Below are 21,835 nucleotides of genomic sequence, written 5' to 3'. Positions count from 1 at the left end.
GTGATTTTTTGACTTCCACCCTTATACACAACTTCTCTTTTTTGTCAATTTTCTGATTAAGAAAGATGTTTATAATGGATAGCTTTTTAAGGGGGGCTAGGCGGGATCAATAAGCGCATAAAATCACACCTAACCACTTTTCAAACAACCTCTTAGATATAGCGTTTCCTAATCACACGAAGTACATCATAGTCCCCTCCTCGCTTGCGGGGAGGGGGTTGGGGGTGGGGTTCTTGTACCTCACTAAACTGATAACCGCTATATCATCCTGCTCTGCTAATATCATCAGCAGTCATTCAGTTGGATTTATGTGTTGAGTGAAATGTTGAGCGAAATAATTAATATAGTTTAGTGATATCTAAATTTTAAATTAAATAAAATAAATAAAATTTCTTGGAAAGTGCAGAGACGTGATTAATTACGTCTCTACAAAAATTCTGCCAATCAAGCTGATACTCTATTCTCTAACCTCTGCCCAGAGGATATCAAAAGAGTTTAGCTTGGTTCTTTAACAATTCGCATTTTTCTGCAAAAATGGAATCCACCCCATTTATATCCCTAGATTTTCTGCAAAAAAATTATGAATTATTAGTCAATGCTTTTCTTGACATTATCTTTTACGTCTTCAATTCCGTGACGTACTTCACTTTCAGCTTGCTTTGCTTTACCTTTGGCTTTATCTTCTGGATCTCCAGTGATATTTCCTAAGGCTTCTTGAGCTTTACCTTCAACATTTTTAGCAGCAGCCTTTGCGCGATCTTCAATGCTCATTTTGTACTCCTGATTTTATTAAAAATTAATTTCAAAGTTAGTTTATAACTTTGAAATCTTTTGTGATTACTTATAAACAGTAGCTTAAAGTTTTTGCTAAAGCCTTCCACCACAAGGCATATTAAATAATTTGTAATTCGTAATTCGTAATTCGTAATTAAGAAAGGTAGTTGTAGTAAGCATTCTGGCTTTTGGTTGAATGTAAAATAAAGTACGAATAGTTTAGTTACCTATGCTAAAAGACATAGAACAAATGTCAATATGGTAATCCCTGCTTTTGACTGTTTAAATAAAAAAACCAGTTTCTATACGAAACTGGGTTAATAAAGTTATGGGGATGTTTTTTATTTAATCTAGAAAACCCATCAGGGTTTCAGAATTGTCAATCTCATTTGGTGCTATCGGACGATTACCGAATGTTGAATAGCTGTCAGAAATCACCAATGAACTTGAGGCAATTGGACGAATCCCAGAAAGATTGATACTTTCAACTACTTGGAATGTATTAGCGCCAATTGGACGAATACCCATTGAGTTATAGGTTTCAACTACTTCTAACGTACTAGTGCTAACAGGACGCACCCCAGCAATTGAGAGGTGTTCAGCAACTTCTAAGTCGCTAGCGCCTATAGGACGAATTCCAGAAATGGCGAGTGTTCCAGAAGCTCCCACTGGCAGTTCAGTAACTTCCTCGACTTTATCTGCATTCAAGCTCTGGTCTTGTTGATTTTCAACTCCCTCTGTAGCTTCCCCTGGAGACTTGGCAGGCTTTTGCCGAGAACTGATTGCTTTGCCAGCACTGCTAATAGTCATAAACGAACACCTCTAGTTTGTTAATTGAATTTTACAATAATTAAGGAAAGATGAAATTTTTTCCCATATACTTTAAAGTTTAACCTTAAAAAACCTCACATAGATATAAGAATATTTAAAACTGATACATAAGTAAATTTAAATTATTAATTTTTGCAAATAATTATTACTATTTATTTGAGTCTAAGAAGCCAGCTACAATGGACACAGGGCGGAATCGTCACCATGAGATAGGGTATTTACAGCAAAACTGTATGACAGAATTTTGTCTTCAAGCTCCCTTTAGTCCCACAGGCGATCAACCACAAGCGATCGCACAGCTAACTGCTAGTATCCAATCAGGCAATCGTTACCAAACTTTACTCGGAGCCACTGGAACTGGTAAGACATTTTCGGTAGCAGCAGTTATTGAGAAAATTGGCAAGCCTACTTTAGTTCTGGCGCATAATAAAACCCTCGCTGCCCAGCTTTGTAACGAGTTGCGAGATTTCTTCCCGAACAACGCAGTCGAGTACTTTGTCAGCTACTACGATTATTATCAGCCAGAAGCGTATATTCCCGTCACCGATACTTATATTGAGAAAACGGCAGCGATTAATGATGAAATAGATATGTTACGTCATTCAGCGACGCGATCGCTGTTTGAACGCCGTGATGTCATTGTCGTTGCTTCTATCAGTTGCATCTACGGTTTGGGAATGCCAGCAGAATATCTGAAAGCTGCCATCCCTCTTCAGATAGGTATGGAAGTAAATCAACGTCAAATTTTACGGGATTTGGCAAATGTTCAATATAGCCGCAACGACATCGAAATGGGTCGGGGAAAATTTCGCGTCCGGGGTGATGTCTTAGAAATTGGCCCAGCTTATGAAGACCGAATTATTCGCGTCGAATTTTTTGGTGATGAAATTGACGCAATTCGCTACATTGATCCGGTGACAGGGGAAATTCTTAAAAGTTTGGAAGCGGTGAATGTCTACCCCGCGCGTCACTTTGTCACCCCAGAAGAACGCTTAGAAGGAGCTTGTCACGACATCGCCGCCGAGTTAAAACAGCAAAAATTAGACTTAGAACAAGCTGGGAAACTATTAGAAGCACAACGCATAGATCAACGTACACGTTATGACCTAGAAATGCTACGCGAAGTCGGTTATTGCAACGGCGTCGAGAACTATTCCCGTCACTTAGCAGGAAGACAAGCTGGAGAATCACCAGAATGTTTAATTGATTATTTTCCGAAAGATTGGCTATTAATTATCGATGAATCTCACGTTACCGTACCCCAAATTCGCGGGATGTATAACGGCGATCAAGCGAGAAAAAAAGTTTTAATTGAACATGGATTTCGGCTTCCTAGCGCTGCTGATAACCGTCCTTTGAAAGCCGAAGAATTTTGGCAAAAGGTTAATCAGTGTATTTTTGTATCAGCAACTCCTGGAAATTGGGAAATAGAAATTTCTGAAGATCATGTAGTTGAGCAAGTCATTCGACCAACTGGGGTGGTCGATCCAGAAATTTCCGTGCGTCCCACAGAAGGACAAATTGATGATTTATTAGGTGAAATTAAAGATAGAGCCGATCGCCATGAACGAGTGTTGATTACCACATTAACCAAACGCATGGCGGAAGATTTAACCGAATATTTGCAAGACCACGGTATAAGGGTAAGGTATTTACATTCCGAGATTACTTCTATTGAGCGCATTGAGATTTTACAGAACTTGCGCGAGGGGAAATTTGATGTATTGGTTGGTGTGAACTTACTGCGGGAAGGTTTAGATTTACCTGAAGTTTCCTTAGTAGCAATTATGGATGCAGATAAAGAAGGTTTTTTGAGAACCGAGCGTTCCTTAATTCAAACTATTGGTAGAGCAGCGCGTCACGTCCAGGGGCAAGCGATTTTGTATGCCGATAATATGACAGGTAGCATGATTAAAGCTATTGATGAAACAGACAGGCGGCGTGGGATTCAAACGGCACATAATCGATTGCATGGGATTACACCACAACCAATTGTGAAAAAATCAAGTAATGCGATTTTGGCTTTTTTAGATGTATCTCGGCGGTTGAATGCAACTGACTTGAAAGTTGTAGATGAACATCTAGATGAATTGCCATTAGAACAGATTCCAGGGTTGATTACTTTGTTGGAAGCGCAGATGAAAGAAGCGGCGAAAAAACTGGAATTTGAAGAGGCGGGGAAATTGCGCGATCGCATTAAACATCTGCGCGATAAAATGCTAGGACGTTAACCTAAAGTATATGTATCGTCTGAGGCGATTATTCATCACCGAGTAAATAGAACTGTCAAACACTATATTTTGCTGAAGGGTTAGTGTTAAATGTCACAGATTTGATGCAGATTTCGGATTGTATTTAACAGTTGATAGTCAATTATGCATCAGCTATGTTTTGGGTATTTGAGTCACTTGTTTTCAATGCCCACTCTATTAACTGTCGGCCCATATCGATTTTTCTGCTATGCAGGCGATCGTGATGAACCACCTCATATACACGTTGAGCGCGACAATGAGGAAGCCAAGTTTTGGCTTGAACCTATCCGACTCCAAAGTAATAGAGGGTTTAGTCGCACAGAGATTAACCGCATTCAGAAACTTGTTCAAGAACATCAAGAGCAATTGCTAGTAGGCTGGAATGACTTCTTTAACGATTGAACTGCCTGAAATACCCACGATTCAGCAAGTGGCAATTACAGATGACACGCTTTCTGCGGATTTATCCGATGGGCGTACTATATCTGTTCCATTAGCATGGTATCCTCGCCTCTTACATGGATCAGTCGAAGAACGCAACAACTGGCGCTTCATCGGTGGCGGTAATGGAATCCACTGGGATCAGCTTGATGAAGACGTTAGCATCAAGAATCTGATTGTTGGGCAACCATCAGCAGAAAGTCAAAAATCCTTTCAGAGGTGGTTAAGTAATCGGGTAGCAGGAGTCTAACGAGTCGCTGCACGAACGTATCTATAGCGATCGCCTATGCTAAATCAGGTATTATTGAGTACTTGATTTTAGATGTCAATGGACGCAAGTATTAAGGCATGAGAAGTTTCAGAGTCTAGGTATTTTGATAATGGAGTCAGAACGAAAATTCGCAGTTCGAGGTTTTTGTGAAAGAGAGTTTGTAGATTGGTATAAATCAGGAAGAAGATTCGTGGATTGGTACGAATCAAAAAATCTTGCAGAGTTGTATCAGGATTGTCTGATTGCCAGTCTTGAATTACTGGGAATAGTTACTAGTGTGGGTTTCGATTGTGTCGAAATCAAAATAATTCAGCAGGATACTCCAAAAAGCATTTCTGATACTTTTGAGCGCCATTTTTGGTATTCGCAGCATAGTCTCAGCGATTTGTACTTTCTCAAAATCCCGATTGCAGAAAAGCCAGCATTTGTTTTGTTAATTCGCGGGTTGCTTGATGATGGTTGGGATAATAGTGGAAGCTGGATAGAAATTTTGGATGAGCAAGGTGAGTTTCTAGGCTCAGGGAGGTTCGGCGATGAAGTTATTTCTTGGCAAAATCGCCCGTTGAATGGTGAAGATTTCAACACTCCAGCTCCGCCGTGGATTGGTGATGAAACTGAACTGCAAGTTTCAAGACCAAAGTGGGCAGACGAAGTGAACCCAATGTGGTCAGAAAAAATTCTAACTCAATATGCTATAAGCATTGAACATGAAGGCGCGAAGACTCGCTATGTTATGTCTACAGAGTAGGGTTAGTTGTTATTACCAGCAGCACAATAACCCGCTTGCACCCGACGGTCTAAGGTTTGTCTGGTGAGAGTTGACCCAAGAAAACTCAACGTCTTTTTCCAGTTACAATCTTAACTACTTCCACCAACGATAGTGCGATCGCCGACAACAAGCCCCTTGCAGCAGACGGTTACAAATCGCTGGTGCTGAGTTCGAGATTGCTGGCCGCCGCTGATTTGAGCCGTTAATAACAAGCTTCGGCATCGCGGCGGCATAACAAACCGCTTGCACATCCCATTAAACATCTGCGGGATAAAATGTTAGGAAGTTAACGTAAATCTTATGCTTACCAATATTCGCCTAATTAGTGTTCGAGAATATCACCAAATGGCGGAAATGGGTATTTTTCATCCTGAAGAACGCTTAGAATTAATCGCGGGACAAATCATCAGAATGTCAGCAAAAGGAACTGCTCACGAATCAGCGATTACCCGCACAGAAAGGTTATTACGTCAACGTTTGGGCGACAAGGTTTTATTAAGAATCCAGTCACCAGTGCAACTTGACGATTATTCGGAACCAGAACCAGATATTTCAGTGGTGAAGCTGAATCCATTAGATTATGAGGATCACCATCCCAATGCTTCCGAAGTGTTTTTACTGATTGAAATAGCTGATTCTAGTCTTAAATACGATCGCGAAGTAAAAGCGATCGCTTATGCTAAATCAGGCATTATTGAATACTGGATTTTAGATGTGAATGGACGTAAATTGTATATGTATCGTCTCCCCAGTCCAGACGGATATCACAGTGAGAGCATACTTGCAGAGGATGTGACAATTTCACCTTTAGCGTTTCCTGATTGTGCGATCGCTATTCGGGAATTGTTGCGAAAAATCTAGGAGGCGATCGTCAGAAAGCATCTGCGAGATAAAATGTTAGGACGTTAACGTGAATCTTATGCTCACCAATATTCGCCTAAATTGAAATAGCTAATTCCAGTCTCAAGTATGATCTAGAAGTAAAAGCGATGGCTTCGCCAACGCCAAGGGCGAACGCCTATGCTAAGTCAGGTATTATTAATTACTGGATTTTAGATGTGACACAAGTTGTATATGTATCGTCTCCTCGGTTATCTGTGGGTGTTCAGAGATAAACTGGACTAAAAATTAATAGGGTATGTGTGTGGAAAGGAATTCATATCATTGGCTAGATTTATTTTCTGGAGGAGTTCCAACAGCCCCTTTTTTCTTCTCTTACACGCTTGATGGGCTAGAGCAAATTTATTTGGCGCAATCAGATCAACCTGGTGGTAGCCAGTTAAATGAGTTGTGTGTGATTGGTCTTGTGTCGTACTTTGAAGCATTTTGCAAAGACCACTTTGCATCAATCATCAACATAGAGCCATCAATTCTCAGAAACCTATCAAAAAACGGACAGGATATTAGTATTGACCCAACTCAAGTACTTGAGCTAGGTAATGCTCTCTCTTACAGTATTGGTTTTATGATTGCAGAGAAGTATGACTTTGGTACTGCACAAAAAATTAATTCGCTCTACAGAGCATTGATTTTGATTTCTCCATTTTCTAAAGATGAGATACAGATGTATGGCAATTTGCTCAGAGTTCGCAACTTATTAGTTCATCACGGAGGAACATACACCTCTTCATATATCACACAAAATAAAAGTATCCTTTCCTCCGGGAAGGATCGTCCGTTTTTTGACTCGTTGGTTATATCAAAGACTTATGTTGATAAACAATTCAATTTTATCAAGGAAGTTTCAAGAAAAATGCTAAAAGCCTCACACGCTGCACTCATAAAGTATCTTGATAAAAATGAAATACAACTTCCAGAGTGGAAGCAAAAAGCTGTAGATTCATTCTTGGATGAGAAATAATCATGAACTACATAAATTTAGCTACCAAGTTAAAGGGAAAATTATTGAAGATGCACGTTTGTCCGACAAATGCAGTTTGAAACCGAAGACACCGAAAAATAAAATCCCTTCCAGAAATTCATTCCCCTAAAATTACAAGCAGGAGAACCTCTCAGGAGAAATTATGGCTATTGATGCAGAAATTTTACAAACACTAGATCAAATGCCAGAGCCACTTAAACAAGAACTCTTGCATTATGCAAAATATTTAGTTGAGAATTATTCAAAAGCTGTTTCCCAAGAGAGTTTACTACAAACAAAGCGTCGTTCTGGCATCTTAAAAGGAACTTTTGTTTTACCTTTACCTGATGACTTTGATGAACCTCTGGAAGTTTTTAAGGAATACATGGAATGAGTGGTTTCCTTTTAGATACTCATGCCTTTATCTGGTTAACTGAAAATGATTCCAGTCTTCCCGATAATCTGAGAATGATGAGCAATACCGCAGATATAGTTTATCTCAGCATCGCTAGTCTTTGGGAAATTGCCATCAAGTTGAACCTTGGCAAATTATCGCTTCAACGGAGGTATGAAACGATAGGTTCGGCGATCGACGCTTCAGATATCCTCATAATTCCGATATCTTTTGCCGATACAGTTCAAGTTCGGAATCTCCCGCTACATCATGGCGATCCATTTGACCGAATGTTGATTGCACAGGCTATCAATCACTCCTTAATTATTATTAGCAGGGATAAAAAATTCGATGCTTATTCTGTTCAGAGGATGTGGGAATAGTCATACCAAAAGAGAACGCCCTTTTTTCGCTATCCTAGATTAAGTGAATCATTAAGAGATCGCGCCGATGGTTGCTTTACCCGACAACATTTTGATGAGTGCAGAAGAATATCTGGTTTGGGAACCTACCCAAGAAGAACGTTACGAGTATTGGGATGGCGAAATTGTAATGATGAGTGGTGCTACACGCAACCATAATCGGATTTCTGGAAATTTCTTTAAGCTCTTAGATGATGCTTTAACGGATCGCACCTGTGAAGTATACATTGTAGATGTGAAGGTTCAGGTAGAACCGGGGCAAAAGTATTTTTATCCAGATGTGGTGGTGACTTGCGATGAGCGAGATACTGATCCACAATTGGTACAATTTCCCTGCTTAATTATCGAAGTGCTATCACCTTCAACAGAAGCAGCCGATAGAGGGAAAAAATTTGCTAAATCTCGCCAATCTCCAACCTTGCAAGAATATGTCTTAGTACAAGTAGCTCAACCGGGTGTAGAAGTATTTCGACGCAACGAACAGGGGAAATGGGTGCTGTCGGAGTATAATTTGGGCGATATATTGCGACTGGAATCTGTAGATGTAGAAATTGCGATCGCTGATTTGTACAAACAAGTACAGTTTGAAACCGAAGTAACAGATGCGTAGCAAATAAGAGTCTACATGGAGGATAAATAACAATATCCTGAGACAGACGGATGTGAAAAAATAGTTATATAACCCAGGACTTACGCAACTGGCACAAGCAATGGTGCGCTTCGCGCACCGAGCGCCCAAAAACTACACCAAAGACATAGCAATATCTGGACGTTTTAGTTGCCCAATTAAATAATTAGAAAGCAAATTTTGCTTGAGCTTGTAAATAGTTTCACCTGTTTGATAAGCTAAACTTTTCAGTCTTAGCCAAACTAACATAGCGCAAGCAATATGATTTCTTTGAAGACGAGCTTTACGACATTGACATGATTCAATGCCAGTTAGTTGCTTTATTTCTCTATGAACAGGACTCTATTTTCCAGCGGATTTTACACACCTGTTGTGTAACATCAGTAGAACTTTGAGATAAATCGTTGGTTGCGACATAATCCGTTCTATCGGTAGAGATAGTAACCCGGAAGAGTTTGACTTTTTTCTCACCAGGGAATCCTTTAATCTTTATTATTTTACCACATTCTAAATCTTCATTACTCCATTCTAAAGATTCAATATTTTTATATTTTTCTTTACCAAAACTATCATCTACTAAACGATTAATTTTCAAAGGACAATAATAAATTTTATCTAGACTATCTATATAAAGCATTAAATTATTGACCGCATACCAAGTATCCATTAAAACTGTATCGAAAGGTAGAAGCTTTTGGTATACAAGCCCTTGCAGCATATTTTTCACATGGTCAATCTTGCTTAAACCATCATTGTCTGGATTGAAAATACGATAATCTATTACCCAGAAATTGAGAGTTTTAGGATTAACATATATGCAATTTACTATTCCTATCCCTCTAATAACGCCATGTTCATTACCACTATACTGTCTTCGTACTATTTCTATTTCCTCCGAAAATCTTTTATCTAAAACTGTATCATCAAATATAATATAAGCATCCTCGTCAGGGACAATTAAATCTTTGACATTATCCCAAAGTAAACGAGGAGTTAATTTTTCATTCTTTAAATAATAATTTATTTTATCATGACTAATATTTGACAAATGTTCTGCTAGATTAGTCATTGTATAGTTAATTTGGCTGCTCAGTAAATATTGACAATAATTAAGTTTAGTAAATTTCATCACTAACCAACTTTTTGATGCACTTTTATCAATTTTCTCATAAAATTTTGAACAACAAGATACATCATTAATTATTGTTACTAATTTGAGCAAAGCCAATCAAACACATTCTCGCTAATTAAATACGTATGTACTACTAGCTAGCGATCGCACTGTGCCAGTTGCGTAAGTCCTGATAACCATGACTTATGAACAAGAAACACTAGTTGAAAAAAAGGTAACTTACACCTTAGAGCTAAATGGACAGATATTCATGATTGAAAACGTACCTGCTTACGTGAATGAAGAAACAGGAGAACAATTTTTTTCTCCATCAACTGTAGAGCATTTACAGCAAATTGTTTTTAGTGGACAACAGCCAGATCGCTTCACTCAAGTTCCTGTCTATAACTATGCAGCATAATTATTAAAGATGCTCATTTGTAGCGCCAAGTGCAGTTTGAAACCGAAGCCACCAAAAATATCTCTTCTGTCAATTCTGTTTAAGCTACTAAACGGTGCGATCGCGCTGATAAGACCAAGCCGCCAATAAACCAAAAGCACCACAAGCCCAAAGTAGCCAAAGTAAATGTAGAATTAGGTGGTTATCGTGGTTCAAGTTAACCGCCGATAGAATTAACTGCCGAAAGTGGTAGAACGGCGAGAATGCAATTAAATCTTGGACGATTTGCGGTACTGGAAGTGGAATTGAACCGCAAGCAACAGGAATAACAATTAGCGATAGGCTAAGAATAGAATCAGCACTTTTGGGGTTTAGTAAGTACCCCAATGCAATACCGAGAATCGCAAAAGGGATAATTCCTAAAATTAGACTTGATATCAGAGCTAACCCTTGAGTCAAATCCATTCTCATCTCAAGTTGCCAGCTTCCTAATCCGAAGATTAATAAAAGGCTGACAGTACAAATGAGAAGCGAGGTGGCAATCTTAGCCGCCATATATACTGCTGGTGGTAAAGGTGTGGCTCTCAAAAGCTTCAGCCATTTTTCCGATCGCTCAACTGCAATTCGTTTACCCAGTCGGTCGATGACAATCGTGAAAAGTATGATACCAGAGAGGTAAACAACTGTTTCTATTGCCCCTTTTCCTTTCAATCCTTGCAATTTTAACAACGGGACGAATCCCACCAGTGCGAGTGTTGCAATTAAAAAGACTGGAGTACGAAGTAGTTGAAGGATTTCAAACCAGAATTGTTGTTGAAAAATGCGTTGGATGTTCTGAGAAGAAGTTTCAGGTAAATTTTCAGTTTGTGTAGTATTTTCAAGCTGATCTAATAAAGCGTTATCTTCTAAATTTATTAGCTCCTGAGTTAGCTGTCCTTCAGGGGGAATTTCAGTAATTTTATGGACAGTGACACAGCGAGTTGCTAAAGTACTTAATTCGTTCCAGTCGGATTCATTATTTGTCACCATTATAATAGTGACTCCTCGTTGACGGCAGAGTTTGACTTCCTGCCAAAATTTTTCACGTCCCTTTGGATCTAGCTCTTTAGTTGGTTCATCAAGGACAAGTAGATCGGGATTGCCTGCTAGAGCAAGAGCAAAATTAAGCCTCTGTTTATGCCCACCATTAAATTTAATTGCCCAATCGTTTTCTTTATCTTTCAGCTTAACTTTGTTCAATATTTCTTCAGTTGAAAGTGGATTATGGTAGTAGCTTCTAAACAATTCAATAAGTTCCTTTACCTTAACATTTGTTGGAAACTGTATATCCTGGAAAGCTACTCCGACATGGATTTTTGAGTTAGCACTCTGTGGTGAAAGCCCCATTAGCTCAACTTCTCCACTACTGGGTTTAAGTAACCCTACAATCAGATTCAGTAGAGTAGTCTTGCCAGCCCCATTTTCCCCGCGCAACCAGATGAATTCGCCTCGTTTCACAATCAGATTAATATCTTGTAAAATAGGTTTTTGCTGGAATCCTTCGGGAACTACTTTGGAAACGTGCTTAAGTTCGATAATGTTCATAGCTTGTCTGAGAGAAAATATAGATAAGATTTAAAGTTAATGGAGTGTCATTTGCATTAGAAACCAAACCGCAAAGGAAGCGGCAACAGCAGGCATTAACGAAACACCGAAAAAAGTGGTTAAAATTACGAGTGCTGCTGTTCCTCCTGCAAATCCCCAAAAATTGATAGCAAGTGAGTTGGTGGAATCAATTGGTGGTACACAAGTGCTGAATAAGCAAAATTCACTTCCTTTAGTTATCAGAAAGAATGTGGCAAGTATTGCAACTCCTAAAACTCCTAAAACAACCCATTTATTCAGGTGTAATGAAAATCCTGAACCGAGAATTTTTAAGGAAACGGCTGGAGTTTCTATAGGATTGGGATGAGATTGTATTTGTCCATCTGAACCTGGAACAACCTGCGGATTGTTGGAGGAGGATTGCACAATGTCGGGAGATTGTTGAGGGTTGTTAGAAGGTTGCATTTTGGTTGATTACTCCTTTATTTCGTGAAATATTCGACAAAGTTGGAAATTAAGATAGTGCTACTAAGGCGTTGTCTGAATTGCAAGCCATACTGCTGCACCAACTACTACGGCGGCAGCTAGGGGAACACCGCCAATAAGAGCCACAAGACTTGCAACTCCAATTCCAATAACACCGCCTGTGATGTCTGGATGCTCTTTTACTATCTTGAGAACATCTTGTATCTCTGGTGATTGAGGTGGTGGAGATATGCTAGGTATTTGACGTTGAGGAGTAGGCGAAGGTCTAGGTAATGGACTATGATCGCTCTTTGCTATTTGTTTTTGTTCTTGAGAGCGATCGCGCCGAGTTTCAGGTTTTTTAGATGAACTAGAATTAAATTGCAGTAGTTTAGGTTGGCACTCTGCCGGAAGCGTACCAGACCAGTGAATCATGGGATGGCAAGAATGTTGAATCTGCAAAGTTTCTATAATTAGAAGCGGTGTCCAAAGTAAAAAACATACAACTAGGATTGTTTGGAATTTATAGCGAAGCCATCGGTCGATTAAACTGGGAAAGTTTGTGAGATTTTGCATGATGTAATTTGCGATGTTTTGCTTAAAGTGCGTTATTTATCTGCTCTACTGAAATATGCGATCGCATATCTCTCTCACCTTCTGTATCTCTCCAGTTTCCTATATCTCCCTCCTCCTTAGTTGACTGAGAAATTTCAAGAGCCATATTTGTAGAATTCCCGAAAAACCTATCGAAGTAACAGTTTCAGATTCAAAATAAGATTAGTTCGGAAGATGTTCATAATAGGATTCCAGATAAAGGTTATAAGAATCTTAGCAATCTGACCTTCCGACTGTCTTTGAATTTGATGCTATCTACCCAAATAAGTCGCATACAATGGTAAAAATTCTGAAGAATTTGTAAATAGTTACACTTCCTGAAAGGCTAATTTTGGATTAAAGTACTTGTCTTATGCAAAGTATTCCATATCAATACCGACTGCTGATTTTGTTTTTGCTGATGAGTTTAGTTGTAGCGGTAGACTACTGGCGTAATCCCACAAAACCGACAAAATTTCAGGAATACTCGTTTTTAATAGTGTCTGGTTTAATCGGTGCTGCGTTTGGTATCGTTAACGATCAGATTACCTGTACTCTCTCACCCGCTTACTTTTATTACTTCAAAAATGTTCCTTATGGTTCTAATTTTCGTTGGGAAGTCAGCGAGGTTGGATTTCAGGCGGGCTTTTTTGCTGGTTTTTTAAGCTACGGCATATTTCTCTTGGTTAATCAGAGACGAAAGTTACCTTTGTCTTATCGTCAATTACTAAAAATGGCACGGTATCCGATTATTTGGGGAATTGTAGTTGCTCAGATCGCAGGATTTATATTTTACTATTTTCAGTTTCCCTTCTTTGCCGAGCAGATTAAGCCAGTCGTTCAGCCAGCAGAAGTTCCCAGATTTATGTTAGTTTGGGGAATCCATATTGGACTTTACATCGGTGCAGTGTTAGGAATTGTGCATGGTATAGCAAAGATTCGTAGAAGAGTGCTATATCTACCACAATAAGAAAGCTAACAATTCCCTTGGAGTGGACTAAGGAAGCTTATCTGTTGAGGCATAATCGGAAAGTTTTCAATGATAAGCGATCGCCTAGTCAATCGCTGGTTTAGTACCGAAACCAAATGAAATAACAGAGGTACAAGCGGTTATCTTAGGAGGCTTACTTGCTAAGATCAAGAGCAGTCATACACATTTTTTGTTATCCAGTGGAATATGAGACAGGTAATCGTGTATCGAGATGAAGATGGCTACTGGATTGTAGAGTGCCCCAGCCTAAAAGGTTGTCTTAGCCAGGGTAAGACTAAACACGAAGCCCTTTCCAATATAAAAGAAGCGATCGCAGGTTACATCGCTGCGTTGCAGGAGGATGGTTTACCTGTTCCAGAAGATAACTTTGAAACGTTTCTGGTACTTGTGTGAGCAAATTACCGAGCATTTCTGGAAGAGATTGCGTCAGAGCTATGGAAAAGGTGGGTTTTTACGAAAAGCGTAGGGAAAGTAGCCATATTATTCTACGAAGAGATGAACCGTTTTCTCAAGTCGTTTTCCCAGATCATCAGGAGTTAGCCAAGGGTACGTTGCGGGCAATAATTCGGGATGCTGATTTAAGCGTAGAGGAATTTATTGCATTGCTATAGGGCTGGACTGGCTGAGGCGATCGCCAGAAAGCAGCTGCGGGATAAAATACTAGATTATTAGTCCTTGGTTAGGTTGGCACTTCGGTAGATTTATAGCGATCTCTACGACAAGCTACACCTGCGCTCATTTGTACCAACAAGTGCAGTTTGAAACCTCAGCCACCAAAAATTAAATAGATGATCACATTTCTCAAATTATTCCTCTTGATGTAATGAAACCTGAAATTATCACTGCAATTATCGCAGCGGTTGTTGCAGTCATCAGTGCCAGTATTAGTATTTACGGTCAAGCTCGCATAGCGCAACTTGCTGATCGGCTTGCTAAACGACGTGAGACTGAATCGCGCGAGGCTCAGACAGCTGCCTTAATGTCAAAGTATAGAGATCCATTGTTGCGCTCAACCATTGATCTTCAGAGCAGATTATTTAACATTCATCAACAAAGGTATCTAGAAAAAGCCTTTCAGCGATCTCCCTTTGATAAAGACTATGCAATTCAAAACACGCTGTATGTCATCGCAGAGTATTTGGGGTGGGTTGAAATTCTGCGGCGAGAAGTTCAGTTCCTAGATTTGGGTGATCTTGAGACTAACCGCCACCTAAGTGAATTGTTAGTTAATATTAATCAGGCATTTGGATCGAGTAGGTATGGAAATATCTTTCAGCTTTATAATGGTGAACAACGTGCAATCGGGGAAATCATGTTAGTGCCTCGATCCACAGACAATTTACGTGGATATGAATGTATTGGTTACGCTACCTTTGTGAAGAAGATGAGCGATCCAGATTTTACACGTTGGTTCGCACAATTGAGAGATCATATTGAATTAATAGGAAGTAAGACAAAGTTTGATGGAGAAAGACTTATTGTAATTCATAGTAGGCTAATTGACCTAATAGATTTTCTTGACCCCCATTGTATTCGTATCTCATTAAAGCAAAGAACCAGAATTGAGCAGAATCAATAACTCCATAAACTATTTCTCACTTCAATCTTGAAAATTATCTGGTTTCCCTCTCTAGACATCTCCAGAAATTAGATTTTCACATAGACAGGATAAGGGTTTGAGATTCTTTTTCGGAGATGTCTTCTAGAAGATTAACACTCGGCTATATCCACCCTCGTAGCTTCTTATGTACCTGCGCTAAATACCACATATAATCATCAATTTTGTAATTATCAGCAGCTTTCACTATATACTCCTGAGCTAAATCAAGATTATTTTGAGCTTCGTAATATAATCCCAAGTAAAGATGACTGTAAAAATTCCCCTTTATCCCTTCTGATTCACCAACAGTTAAAACATCATCTGGTGTACAATTTCCTGCATACAAATCATATACGCGCTGCATAATACGTCGAGGGTCATTTTTTACAGTTAGTAAAGAATTACGCGCCTCTTCAACATCTAACGAACGAGCTATGCAGAGATATCGCCATACTGTTTCTTCTACATCTTGAGCATTTACAGGCAAATCTATTTCAAATTGTTCTGCGCCTTCAACAAATCTTTCTGCATAATAGTACGATAATCCCCGTTGCCAAAGGTAAGGTTTGATACGGTCATCCAATTGCTCTGCTGTGTCGAAATCTTGAATAGATTCATCAATCTTGGCTAGTTGAAAGTTAACCATACCTCGGCGAATGTAAGCATTGGGATTTTTCGGCTGATTGCGAATGGTTTCGTTCCAGCGCTGGAGTTGATTTTCCAGAGAATTTGAAAAAAACATGAGTAACCAAGCCTATATGAGAATTAACTAGCATATATCATCCTATGGAACATCTTAGATAAACGAAATCAGCACTATAGTCAAGCTCCTTTCTTCAACTGGAAAATTATGGCATGATGCTTACTGCTTCAAGGTAAGTCCTACAATAAATCTCAAAGATTAAACTGAGATCCATCCACGAGGTAGAAGAAACTACTTACAAAATTCCGTATTGTAGAATTGCTGTCTTAAAATCAGGAAAAAACGCTCGTGGTTCCCATTAGAGATAATAATCCGACAAAAATCACGCCTTATGTAACTTATGGGCTGATTGCTGTCAATGTCCTCGCTTTTCTTTATGAAGCAAATCTTCCTCCCCAAGCATTAAATGGATTTTTACACCTTGCGGCTGTAGTTCCACGAGAACTGACTTTAAGCTTTGCTGGTATCTCTGTACATCAACCAGTACCAGAGTGGGCAACTTTGATTACTTCACAATTTTTGCACGGTGGTTTCTTGCATTTAGCCGGCAATATGTTGTTTCTCTGGATTTTTGGTAACAACGTTGAAGATAAGTTAGGTCATGCCAAATATTTACTGTTTTATTTATCTTGCGGTGTTTTAGCATCCTTGACTCAGTGGTTCTTCGCTCAAGATTCTAGCATTCCTTCTTTAGGTGCGAGTGGTGCGATCGCAGGTGTCATGGGTGCATACATTCTCCGCTTTCCCAACGCCGAAGTTCTTGGCGTTGTACCTTTAGGGTTTTTCTTCCCAACTTTCCGTGTCCCCGCATATTTCTTTTTAGGATTCTGGTTTCTCGAACAAGCCTTCTACGGACTTACCAGCCTGGAAGCACGTACCAACATCGGTATGGAAAGTGGTGGTATTGCCTACTGGGCCCATGCCGGTGGGTTTATCTTTGGGGCAATTCTCGGCCCACTGTTGGGTTTATTTAGTGATAAATCACAGGAAGAATCTTGGTATAAGTAATTTTTCATAGTATCGTAGTTACCCTCAATTATACTGATTAATTTAATAGGTGAAATTGTTTAACCTTCGCAACTGCTAGCCTTACAAGCTATATTGCAGTTAGTCAATAATTTAGGAAAAACACCTGTGTTTCCCCTCTACGATGAAAATCCGACGCGAATTACCCCATATTTCACCTATGGGTTAATTGGCATGAATGTTTTAGTTTTTATTCACGAGGTGAGCCTGTCACATCCACAATTGAGTCAGTTTTTAAGTGAGTATGCAGTAGTGCCTCAAGAGTTAACCACCAATTTGAATGGAGAGTGGATAACGTTATTTACGTCGCAATTCTTACATGGTGGTTGGTGGCACTTAATCTCAAATATGGTGTTTCTCTGGGTTTTTGGCAACAATATTGAAGATCGATTAGGTCATGCCAAATATCTGATTTTTTATTTGGCGTGTGGTGCTTTAGCTGCCTTGTGCCAATGGTTTATTGGGATGAATTCTGAGATTCCTTCTTTGGGGGCAAGTGGTGCAATTTCTGGGATTTTGGGTGCGTACATTATCCGCTTTCCCCACGCTCAAGTCATGACTTTAATATTTTTGGGGTTTTTCATCACCACAATCAGAGTTCCAGCACTAGTCATAATTGGACTTTTCATTGTGCAAAATGTAATTTCCGGTCTTGCTACCCTGCAAACAGCCGCTAACATGAGCGTGGAAACTGGTGGAGTTGCATATTGGGCGCACATCGGTGGTTTTGTATTTGGGGTAATTCTTGCTCCCTTATTTGGCTTGTTTCGACGCGACTGAATACAGCATTTCCTGAAACTCTGAGCAAAAAATTGCTACCTTTCAATTCTCTGCGAGACGATTCTCTTTCAGAGACGCTAAAGCGAACGCCAACGCGAATCCGATAGTCTGCGTTAAAATTTACACATTTGAAACTATTAGTTTTTGTTGGCACTCGCTGAAACTTCTTCTGACTGTTCTACCTCAGATGTAAATGCTGATGATTTTGGAACTTCTTCACGTGCAGAAACAATGATATCAGCACCATTAATAATTGCTCCCAATAACCCTAGTTCGGATTCAACTAATTGATCGATAGCTTCACCTAGCATATTCTCTTGCGTATAGTTTGGTCGCGCCACTAGTACGATCCCATCGCTGTAGGGTTGAATTAACAAAGGGTCATTGGATATGCTGAGGGGACTAGTATCTAATATGACTAAATCAAAACGTTCGCGGACATCTTCTATCAGCCGACGCATTTCGCTGGATTCAAGAATAGCAGCGGATTGCCGCACTGGGCCAGGGCTGGGAAGAATGTATAAATTTTCAATATCAGGAACTAAACGAATACATTCACTCAAATTAGCGTAATAACGTAGGGGTTCAATAGTGGCTTCAGGGTCAGGGATTACTTTTAAAGATGTACAACGGGAAGGCGATCGCAAATCTGTTTCGATAATTAAGGTTCTTTTACCAGCACGGGCGGAAGCAACACCCAAATTATAAGCACTTGCTGTTTTACCCTCTAGGCTGCTGGTGCTAGTAATTAATACTACCTTTAAGTTTTTACCACCAATGCGGCGCATATTACTACGGAATTTCTCATAAAATTCTAAATAAGGAGAATCTTGGGAAAATACTACCGGTACACCATCTGGCTCCAAATCATCAACTGGCATTAAAGGCAATTCTCCCAACAGTGCCACTTCTCGTTGCTTGAGGCTCTCGCGAATATCCTCTCTGGTTTTGAAAGTCCCTTCCAGCGCTCCCAACAAAAATATCACTCCGCCACCAATTAATACACCTAAGAAACCACCCACAGCAAGGGTAATAGGCACACTCTTCGGAGGTTTAGGATCGACAGTGACTGCGGGGCGTCTGGCAATACTGAGGCTGCTAGTAGTTTCTGCCTCTGCGGTTTTCGCATCGGTTAGCTTCACCTGCATTTGGTCATAAATAGCTTTTTTGAGTCCAACCTCTTGTTCTAAACGCGATCGCTCTAATTGCTTATTGGGTATCAAAGCATACTCTCGCCGGAGTCGCGCTTCTAGTTGGATTTCTTGAGCTAGTTGTTGTTGTAGTGTCTCCCTTTGGGTTTGTAAAGACACCATTTGGTTTGCCAATTGCTGGCGTGTTGGATCTAAGCTGCTTTGAGTGCGAATACCTGCAACGCTACCCTGAAGCGGAGCCGCTGTCCCACCACCACCTAAAACTTCAGCAGCACGTTGTTGTAGTAATTCCTCAGCAGCTTGTTTCTGACGCATTAACTGCACCATCGTTGGATGTTCCGGCCGCAAATCTTTTCTGAGTACAGCGATTTGCGATTCACTTTGATAAATTTGCGCTCGTAAGTTACCAATAATTGGATCGGCACTCAAAGCAGAAGAAACATAAGCTTGTCCGACTGTTAAGCCTAACTTATTTTGTAAACTGCGAGCTTGACCATCAACCCCAGAAATAGTTAACTGAATTTGCCGTTGGAGATTTTGGCTGGCAGTAATGGCGCTTAACAAGCTGCCATTCTCTGCTGCTAAGATTGCTGTTCGCTCGACGCGATCGTACTGTTCTAACTTCTTTTCAGCAATTTGCAATTCCCGTTTAGCTTGTGGTGTGCGATCGTTAATCTTTTGAATAATTGCTTGTAATCGCCCAGTATTAATGTCACTACTCAACTTGATCATTGCTTGCATCAATTCCGTCAATACCTGTATGCCTCGTTTGGCGTCACTATCTACATATTTCAGTTCAAAGATAGAAGATTCTAATTCTCCACTCTTAGCATTTTTTTTAGGTAGAGCAAGAGCAAGACTTGCACCGAGTTGTTTCGGTTTGACACCAACTTTCTCCGCCACACCTGCAATTATCTGGTTTGATAGTAAAACTTCCTCATTTAGTTCCTTCCCTTGCTGTTGGATTTCATTACCAGTTGCAGAGAAAGAAACTGGTGGTCCACTATAAGTAAGTGCCCCAGATGCTATATAGCTAGTAGGTGGCTCTGGTTGCATAGCTACCACAGTTGATCCGACGACAACTAAACCAAAACTAGCTAGTCCAATCCACTTATATTTATCAAAAGCAATAAGATAGCGTTTAACAATTGGTGGGGTCATGGTCGCTTCGCTCCAATTCAAAATTTAAATATGACGCTCGCAGACTCGCTAACGCTGCGCTAACAAAATTCAAAATTTAGGAAGCACCAAACTAAAGATAATGGTTTTGATACAAGGATGCTATCAACTTCCTACTGTATATATCGGTTGATATCTTCAAGATTTTTCCATTAATAAATTCAAATATCAGTTAGAAATGTGGCTTCCTACACTCCAAACTCTTTCTAGGTTGTATCGTTTTTTTAATGTTACTAATTCGATCCACCACCGATGTTGTCAAAAAACCGGAGAAAGGATTGAACATTGAAGAAAGGTTGGGTAATGGTGGTCAAGAAATTAGTAATTCTACCAATGAGGTTCCGACCAACAACGATAACATCATTATCTTGAAGTGCTACATTTTGCGACGCATCACCGCCTAGAGCTTTTTTAGCATCAAGTTTTTGGGTAACAGCTTTGCCTCGTTCCGAATCAAAGCGAACCAGAGCGATATCTCTCAGATTAGCAGTGTCTAGATTTACACCTCCCAAAGCATCTACAAATGTACTGCCGTTAGGCAGTGCTTGAACGGAAAGACCACCCGCAGCGTAGTTTAAAACTCGGACTCTAATCTGTGGTGTGGCCAAGGATGAACGTGCTACTAAATTGCGGTCATAACCATCCTCATTACCAACTTCACGACGGGGCACGAGTATTGCATCTCCGTCTTGCAAGCGTAAATTCGGGATTGAACCGCCATTTTGCAATGCTGCGTATAAGTCAATAGTTTGTGAAATCACAGAACCATCGATTAACTTTCGGCGTACTTGCACCTGTCGCAGGTCTGCATTCAACGTTGAACCACCAGATGTTAGCAAAGCATCAGCAACACGGGGTGTTGGTGAATTAATTGGATAAATTCCTGGTCGAAATATTTCTCCGCTAATGGTAACTTGAACTGGTCGCGTTCCTGCCAAGGATACTACCACGATTGGATCTGGGAAAAAGCGACTCAAGCCTAAGCGAATTTTTTCTTGAGCTTCTTCTAAAGTTAAACCTTTTAATGACACCGTTCCCACTTGCGGCACGATGATGTTGCCTTCTGGACTAATTACAGCTTGAAAACTGAGGTCTGGACGCTGCCCTGCTAATGCTAAAACTATTATTGGATCGACTACATAACGATTTAAACCCAAGCGAATTTTTTCTTGAGCTTCTTCCAAAGTTAAACCTTGTAAAGAAATTGTTCCCAATAACGGCACCGCAATATTACCTTCTGGGTTAATTAAAGCTTGAAAGCTCAAATCTGGAAAGCGCTGAACCGAAACGCTAATTCCATCTCCTATGCCTAAACGGTATGGTCCAGGAGGACGCTGAAGCACAACACCAATTGCATCTCCTGGCCCCAAAAGGTAGCGGCTCAGTTGCGGGGAAATTTCTTCATTTGCACCACTAGGTGCAACTTCATTAACTGGCACAGGTGAAGGGAATTTCCCTGGTGATTGTCCTTGAGATGGAAAAGGCTGGGCAAGAACAAGTTGGATAGGCGTTGTTAAGAAAACTCCTACTTGAAGACTGACAAAACACAGGGCGCTGAATCCACGCATATAATAACTGGGATCTATGAACATTGGTGTAGAAAATATT

27 protein-coding genes and 1 pseudogene are annotated in these 21,835 nt (G+C 40.0%); 17 read left to right on the top strand and 11 right to left on the bottom strand.

Features of this window, described 5'->3' with window-relative positions; genetic code table 11:
- Positions 1 to 588: 588 nt before the first annotated feature.
- Both V7K61_RS05630 and V7K61_RS05625 read right to left on the bottom strand, forming a co-directional pair.
- Positions 589 to 771, bottom strand: coding sequence for a CsbD family protein (locus V7K61_RS05630; RefSeq protein ID WP_265270000.1), 183 nt, complete (start codon positions 769 to 771; stop codon positions 589 to 591).
- 348 nt (positions 772 to 1,119) lie between these two features.
- A complete protein-coding gene (locus V7K61_RS05625) occupies positions 1,120 to 1,584 on the bottom strand; it encodes a hypothetical protein (RefSeq protein ID WP_335051714.1) in 465 nt (154 codons plus the stop codon).
- A gap of 254 nt (positions 1,585 to 1,838) precedes the next feature.
- Between V7K61_RS05625 and uvrB the strand changes: the two genes are divergently transcribed.
- The 4 genes from uvrB to V7K61_RS05605 all read left to right on the top strand — a co-directional run bounded on the left by uvrB (position 1,839) and on the right by V7K61_RS05605 (position 5,317).
- Positions 1,839 to 3,836 (top strand): excinuclease ABC subunit UvrB, encoded by a 1,998-nt coding sequence (uvrB, locus tag V7K61_RS05620; RefSeq protein WP_335051712.1) that lies wholly within the window; start codon positions 1,839 to 1,841, stop codon positions 3,834 to 3,836.
- A gap of 186 nt (positions 3,837 to 4,022) precedes the next feature.
- Complete coding sequence (locus V7K61_RS05615) at positions 4,023 to 4,259, top strand: DUF4160 domain-containing protein (protein WP_335051710.1); 237 nt, start codon at positions 4,023 to 4,025, stop codon at positions 4,257 to 4,259.
- Entirely contained in the window at positions 4,240 to 4,548 is a 309-nt protein-coding gene (locus tag V7K61_RS05610) for a DUF2442 domain-containing protein (protein ID WP_335051708.1), read from the top strand. Before V7K61_RS05615 ends, V7K61_RS05610 begins: the two co-directional genes overlap by 20 nt.
- Before the next feature lie 211 nt (positions 4,549 to 4,759).
- Entirely contained in the window at positions 4,760 to 5,317 is a 558-nt protein-coding gene (locus V7K61_RS05605) for a hypothetical protein (RefSeq protein WP_335051706.1), read from the top strand.
- Between the two features lie 114 nt (positions 5,318 to 5,431).
- Here V7K61_RS05605 and V7K61_RS05600 read toward each other — a convergent pair whose 3' ends face one another.
- Complete coding sequence (locus V7K61_RS05600) at positions 5,432 to 5,587, bottom strand: hypothetical protein (RefSeq protein WP_335051704.1); 156 nt, start codon at positions 5,585 to 5,587, stop codon at positions 5,432 to 5,434.
- 51 nt (positions 5,588 to 5,638) lie between these two features.
- Here V7K61_RS05600 and V7K61_RS05595 point away from each other — a divergent pair, with 51 nt between their 5' ends.
- The 6 genes from V7K61_RS05595 (at position 5,639) to V7K61_RS05570 (ending at position 8,625) form a co-directional block, all read left to right on the top strand.
- Complete coding sequence (locus V7K61_RS05595) at positions 5,639 to 6,199, top strand: Uma2 family endonuclease (RefSeq protein WP_335051702.1); 561 nt, start codon at positions 5,639 to 5,641, stop codon at positions 6,197 to 6,199.
- A 128-nt stretch (positions 6,200 to 6,327) separates the two neighbouring features.
- Positions 6,328 to 6,453: a hypothetical protein gene (locus V7K61_RS05590; protein WP_335051700.1), complete on the top strand. Its 126-nt coding sequence runs from the start codon at positions 6,328 to 6,330 to the stop codon at positions 6,451 to 6,453.
- A gap of 29 nt (positions 6,454 to 6,482) precedes the next feature.
- Positions 6,483 to 7,199: a hypothetical protein gene (locus V7K61_RS05585; protein ID WP_335051699.1), complete on the top strand. Its 717-nt coding sequence runs from the start codon at positions 6,483 to 6,485 to the stop codon at positions 7,197 to 7,199.
- A 163-nt stretch (positions 7,200 to 7,362) separates the two neighbouring features.
- Complete coding sequence (gene vapB, locus V7K61_RS05580; protein ID WP_335051696.1) at positions 7,363 to 7,593, top strand: type II toxin-antitoxin system VapB family antitoxin; 231 nt, start codon at positions 7,363 to 7,365, stop codon at positions 7,591 to 7,593.
- On the top strand, positions 7,590 to 7,976 hold the full coding sequence (locus V7K61_RS05575; protein ID WP_335051694.1) for a type II toxin-antitoxin system VapC family toxin: 387 nt from the start codon (positions 7,590 to 7,592) through the stop codon (positions 7,974 to 7,976). The genes vapB and V7K61_RS05575 overlap by 4 nt, the downstream gene beginning before the upstream one ends.
- A gap of 67 nt (positions 7,977 to 8,043) precedes the next feature.
- Complete coding sequence (locus V7K61_RS05570; protein ID WP_335051692.1) at positions 8,044 to 8,625, top strand: Uma2 family endonuclease; 582 nt, start codon at positions 8,044 to 8,046, stop codon at positions 8,623 to 8,625.
- A gap of 132 nt (positions 8,626 to 8,757) precedes the next feature.
- On the opposite strand, the pseudogene V7K61_RS05565 reads toward V7K61_RS05570, so the two are convergent.
- Positions 8,758 to 9,772 (bottom strand): annotated as a pseudogene (locus V7K61_RS05565) (IS701 family transposase).
- 181 nt (positions 9,773 to 9,953) lie between these two features.
- Between V7K61_RS05565 and V7K61_RS05560 the strand changes: the two are divergent.
- The gene (locus V7K61_RS05560) at positions 9,954 to 10,175 is read left to right on the top strand and encodes a YgiT-type zinc finger protein (RefSeq protein WP_335051690.1); all 222 of its coding nucleotides are present in this window, start codon (positions 9,954 to 9,956) and stop codon (positions 10,173 to 10,175) included.
- Positions 10,176 to 10,262: 87 nt separating this feature from the next.
- Here V7K61_RS05560 and V7K61_RS05555 read toward each other — a convergent pair whose 3' ends face one another.
- The 4 genes from V7K61_RS05555 to V7K61_RS05540 form a co-directional block, all read right to left on the bottom strand.
- Complete coding sequence (locus V7K61_RS05555; RefSeq protein ID WP_335051688.1) at positions 10,263 to 11,738, bottom strand: ABC transporter ATP-binding protein/permease; 1,476 nt, start codon at positions 11,736 to 11,738, stop codon at positions 10,263 to 10,265.
- Between the two features lie 36 nt (positions 11,739 to 11,774).
- Positions 11,775 to 12,203: a hypothetical protein gene (locus V7K61_RS05550; RefSeq protein WP_335051686.1), complete on the bottom strand. Its 429-nt coding sequence runs from the start codon at positions 12,201 to 12,203 to the stop codon at positions 11,775 to 11,777.
- A 63-nt stretch (positions 12,204 to 12,266) separates the two neighbouring features.
- Positions 12,267 to 12,779 carry a hypothetical protein gene (locus V7K61_RS05545; RefSeq protein WP_335051684.1) on the bottom strand — a complete coding sequence of 171 codons (513 nt, stop codon included), beginning with the start codon at positions 12,777 to 12,779 and terminating at the stop codon, positions 12,267 to 12,269.
- Between the two features lie 22 nt (positions 12,780 to 12,801).
- Positions 12,802 to 12,924, bottom strand: coding sequence for a hypothetical protein (locus tag V7K61_RS05540; RefSeq protein ID WP_335051682.1), 123 nt, complete (start codon positions 12,922 to 12,924; stop codon positions 12,802 to 12,804).
- Positions 12,925 to 13,170: 246 nt separating this feature from the next.
- Here V7K61_RS05540 and V7K61_RS05535 point away from each other — a divergent pair, with 246 nt between their 5' ends.
- The 4 genes from V7K61_RS05535 to V7K61_RS05520 all read left to right on the top strand — a co-directional run bounded on the left by V7K61_RS05535 (position 13,171) and on the right by V7K61_RS05520 (position 15,367).
- Positions 13,171 to 13,767: a hypothetical protein gene (locus V7K61_RS05535; protein ID WP_335051680.1), complete on the top strand. Its 597-nt coding sequence runs from the start codon at positions 13,171 to 13,173 to the stop codon at positions 13,765 to 13,767.
- A gap of 207 nt (positions 13,768 to 13,974) precedes the next feature.
- The gene (locus V7K61_RS05530; RefSeq protein ID WP_335051678.1) at positions 13,975 to 14,181 is read left to right on the top strand and encodes a type II toxin-antitoxin system HicB family antitoxin; all 207 of its coding nucleotides are present in this window, start codon (positions 13,975 to 13,977) and stop codon (positions 14,179 to 14,181) included.
- Positions 14,178 to 14,399 (top strand): type II toxin-antitoxin system HicA family toxin, encoded by a 222-nt coding sequence (locus V7K61_RS05525; RefSeq protein ID WP_335051676.1) that lies wholly within the window; start codon positions 14,178 to 14,180, stop codon positions 14,397 to 14,399. Before V7K61_RS05530 ends, V7K61_RS05525 begins: the two co-directional genes overlap by 4 nt.
- A 212-nt stretch (positions 14,400 to 14,611) precedes the next feature.
- Positions 14,612 to 15,367 carry a hypothetical protein gene (locus V7K61_RS05520; protein WP_335051674.1) on the top strand — a complete coding sequence of 252 codons (756 nt, stop codon included), beginning with the start codon at positions 14,612 to 14,614 and terminating at the stop codon, positions 15,365 to 15,367.
- A 142-nt stretch (positions 15,368 to 15,509) separates the two neighbouring features.
- Here the strand turns inward: V7K61_RS05520 and V7K61_RS05515 are convergent, their stop codons facing one another.
- Positions 15,510 to 16,130, bottom strand: coding sequence for a tetratricopeptide repeat protein (locus V7K61_RS05515; protein ID WP_335051672.1), 621 nt, complete (start codon positions 16,128 to 16,130; stop codon positions 15,510 to 15,512).
- 249 nt (positions 16,131 to 16,379) lie between these two features.
- On the opposite strand from V7K61_RS05515, the gene V7K61_RS05510 reads away from it, so the two are divergent.
- Together V7K61_RS05510 and V7K61_RS05505 are read left to right on the top strand one after the other, a co-directional pair.
- On the top strand, positions 16,380 to 17,099 hold the full coding sequence (locus V7K61_RS05510) for a rhomboid family intramembrane serine protease (protein ID WP_292734774.1): 720 nt from the start codon (positions 16,380 to 16,382) through the stop codon (positions 17,097 to 17,099).
- A 126-nt stretch (positions 17,100 to 17,225) separates the two neighbouring features.
- A complete protein-coding gene (locus tag V7K61_RS05505) occupies positions 17,226 to 17,897 on the top strand; it encodes a rhomboid family intramembrane serine protease (RefSeq protein ID WP_335051670.1) in 672 nt (223 codons plus the stop codon).
- Between the two features lie 137 nt (positions 17,898 to 18,034).
- Here the strand turns inward: V7K61_RS05505 and V7K61_RS05500 are convergent, their stop codons facing one another.
- Positions 18,035 to 20,209, bottom strand: coding sequence for a GumC family protein (locus V7K61_RS05500; protein WP_335051668.1), 2,175 nt, complete (start codon positions 20,207 to 20,209; stop codon positions 18,035 to 18,037).
- Between the two features lie 251 nt (positions 20,210 to 20,460).
- Entirely contained in the window at positions 20,461 to 21,819 is a 1,359-nt protein-coding gene (locus V7K61_RS05495) for a polysaccharide biosynthesis/export family protein (RefSeq protein ID WP_335051666.1), read from the bottom strand.
- Positions 21,820 to 21,835: the final 16 nt, after the last annotated feature.

It is taken from the genome of Nostoc sp. (assembly GCF_036918015.1).
In the GTDB taxonomy this organism is placed as follows: Bacteria; Cyanobacteriota; Cyanobacteriia; order Cyanobacteriales; family Nostocaceae; genus Nostoc.
Note: the sequence above shows the minus strand (reverse complement) of the source record. Positions and strands in the feature narration are given on the sequence as shown.

Excerpts from the sequence above, each read along its gene's own strand:
- V7K61_RS05615 (WP_335051710.1), top strand. The coding sequence starts at position 4,023 with ATGCCCACTCTATTAACTGTCGGCCCATATCGATTTTTCTGCTATGCA.
- V7K61_RS05540 (WP_335051682.1), bottom strand. The coding sequence starts at position 12,924 with ATGGCTCTTGAAATTTCTCAGTCAACTAAGGAGGAGGGAGATATAGGA.
- uvrB (WP_335051712.1), top strand. The coding sequence starts at position 1,839 with ATGACAGAATTTTGTCTTCAAGCTCCCTTTAGTCCCACAGGCGATCAA.
- V7K61_RS05520 (WP_335051674.1), top strand. The coding sequence starts at position 14,612 with ATGAAACCTGAAATTATCACTGCAATTATCGCAGCGGTTGTTGCAGTC.
- V7K61_RS05630 (WP_265270000.1), bottom strand. The coding sequence starts at position 771 with ATGAGCATTGAAGATCGCGCAAAGGCTGCTGCTAAAAATGTTGAAGGT.
- V7K61_RS05555 (WP_335051688.1), bottom strand. The coding sequence starts at position 11,738 with ATGAACATTATCGAACTTAAGCACGTTTCCAAAGTAGTTCCCGAAGGA.
- V7K61_RS05550 (WP_335051686.1), bottom strand. The coding sequence starts at position 12,203 with ATGCAACCTTCTAACAACCCTCAACAATCTCCCGACATTGTGCAATCC.
- V7K61_RS05610 (WP_335051708.1), top strand. The coding sequence starts at position 4,240 with ATGACTTCTTTAACGATTGAACTGCCTGAAATACCCACGATTCAGCAA.
- V7K61_RS05500 (WP_335051668.1), bottom strand. The coding sequence starts at position 20,209 with ATGACCCCACCAATTGTTAAACGCTATCTTATTGCTTTTGATAAATAT.
- V7K61_RS05545 (WP_335051684.1), bottom strand. The coding sequence starts at position 12,779 with ATGCAAAATCTCACAAACTTTCCCAGTTTAATCGACCGATGGCTTCGC.
- V7K61_RS05495 (WP_335051666.1), bottom strand. The coding sequence starts at position 21,819 with ATGTTCATAGATCCCAGTTATTATATGCGTGGATTCAGCGCCCTGTGT.
- vapB (WP_335051696.1), top strand. The coding sequence starts at position 7,363 with ATGGCTATTGATGCAGAAATTTTACAAACACTAGATCAAATGCCAGAG.
- V7K61_RS05560 (WP_335051690.1), top strand. The coding sequence starts at position 9,954 with ATGACTTATGAACAAGAAACACTAGTTGAAAAAAAGGTAACTTACACC.
- V7K61_RS05590 (WP_335051700.1), top strand. The coding sequence starts at position 6,328 with ATGGCTTCGCCAACGCCAAGGGCGAACGCCTATGCTAAGTCAGGTATT.
- V7K61_RS05535 (WP_335051680.1), top strand. The coding sequence starts at position 13,171 with ATGCAAAGTATTCCATATCAATACCGACTGCTGATTTTGTTTTTGCTG.
- V7K61_RS05625 (WP_335051714.1), bottom strand. The coding sequence starts at position 1,584 with ATGACTATTAGCAGTGCTGGCAAAGCAATCAGTTCTCGGCAAAAGCCT.
- V7K61_RS05595 (WP_335051702.1), top strand. The coding sequence starts at position 5,639 with ATGCTTACCAATATTCGCCTAATTAGTGTTCGAGAATATCACCAAATG.
- V7K61_RS05575 (WP_335051694.1), top strand. The coding sequence starts at position 7,590 with ATGAGTGGTTTCCTTTTAGATACTCATGCCTTTATCTGGTTAACTGAA.
- V7K61_RS05530 (WP_335051678.1), top strand. The coding sequence starts at position 13,975 with ATGAGACAGGTAATCGTGTATCGAGATGAAGATGGCTACTGGATTGTA.
- V7K61_RS05515 (WP_335051672.1), bottom strand. The coding sequence starts at position 16,130 with ATGTTTTTTTCAAATTCTCTGGAAAATCAACTCCAGCGCTGGAACGAA.
- V7K61_RS05570 (WP_335051692.1), top strand. The coding sequence starts at position 8,044 with ATGGTTGCTTTACCCGACAACATTTTGATGAGTGCAGAAGAATATCTG.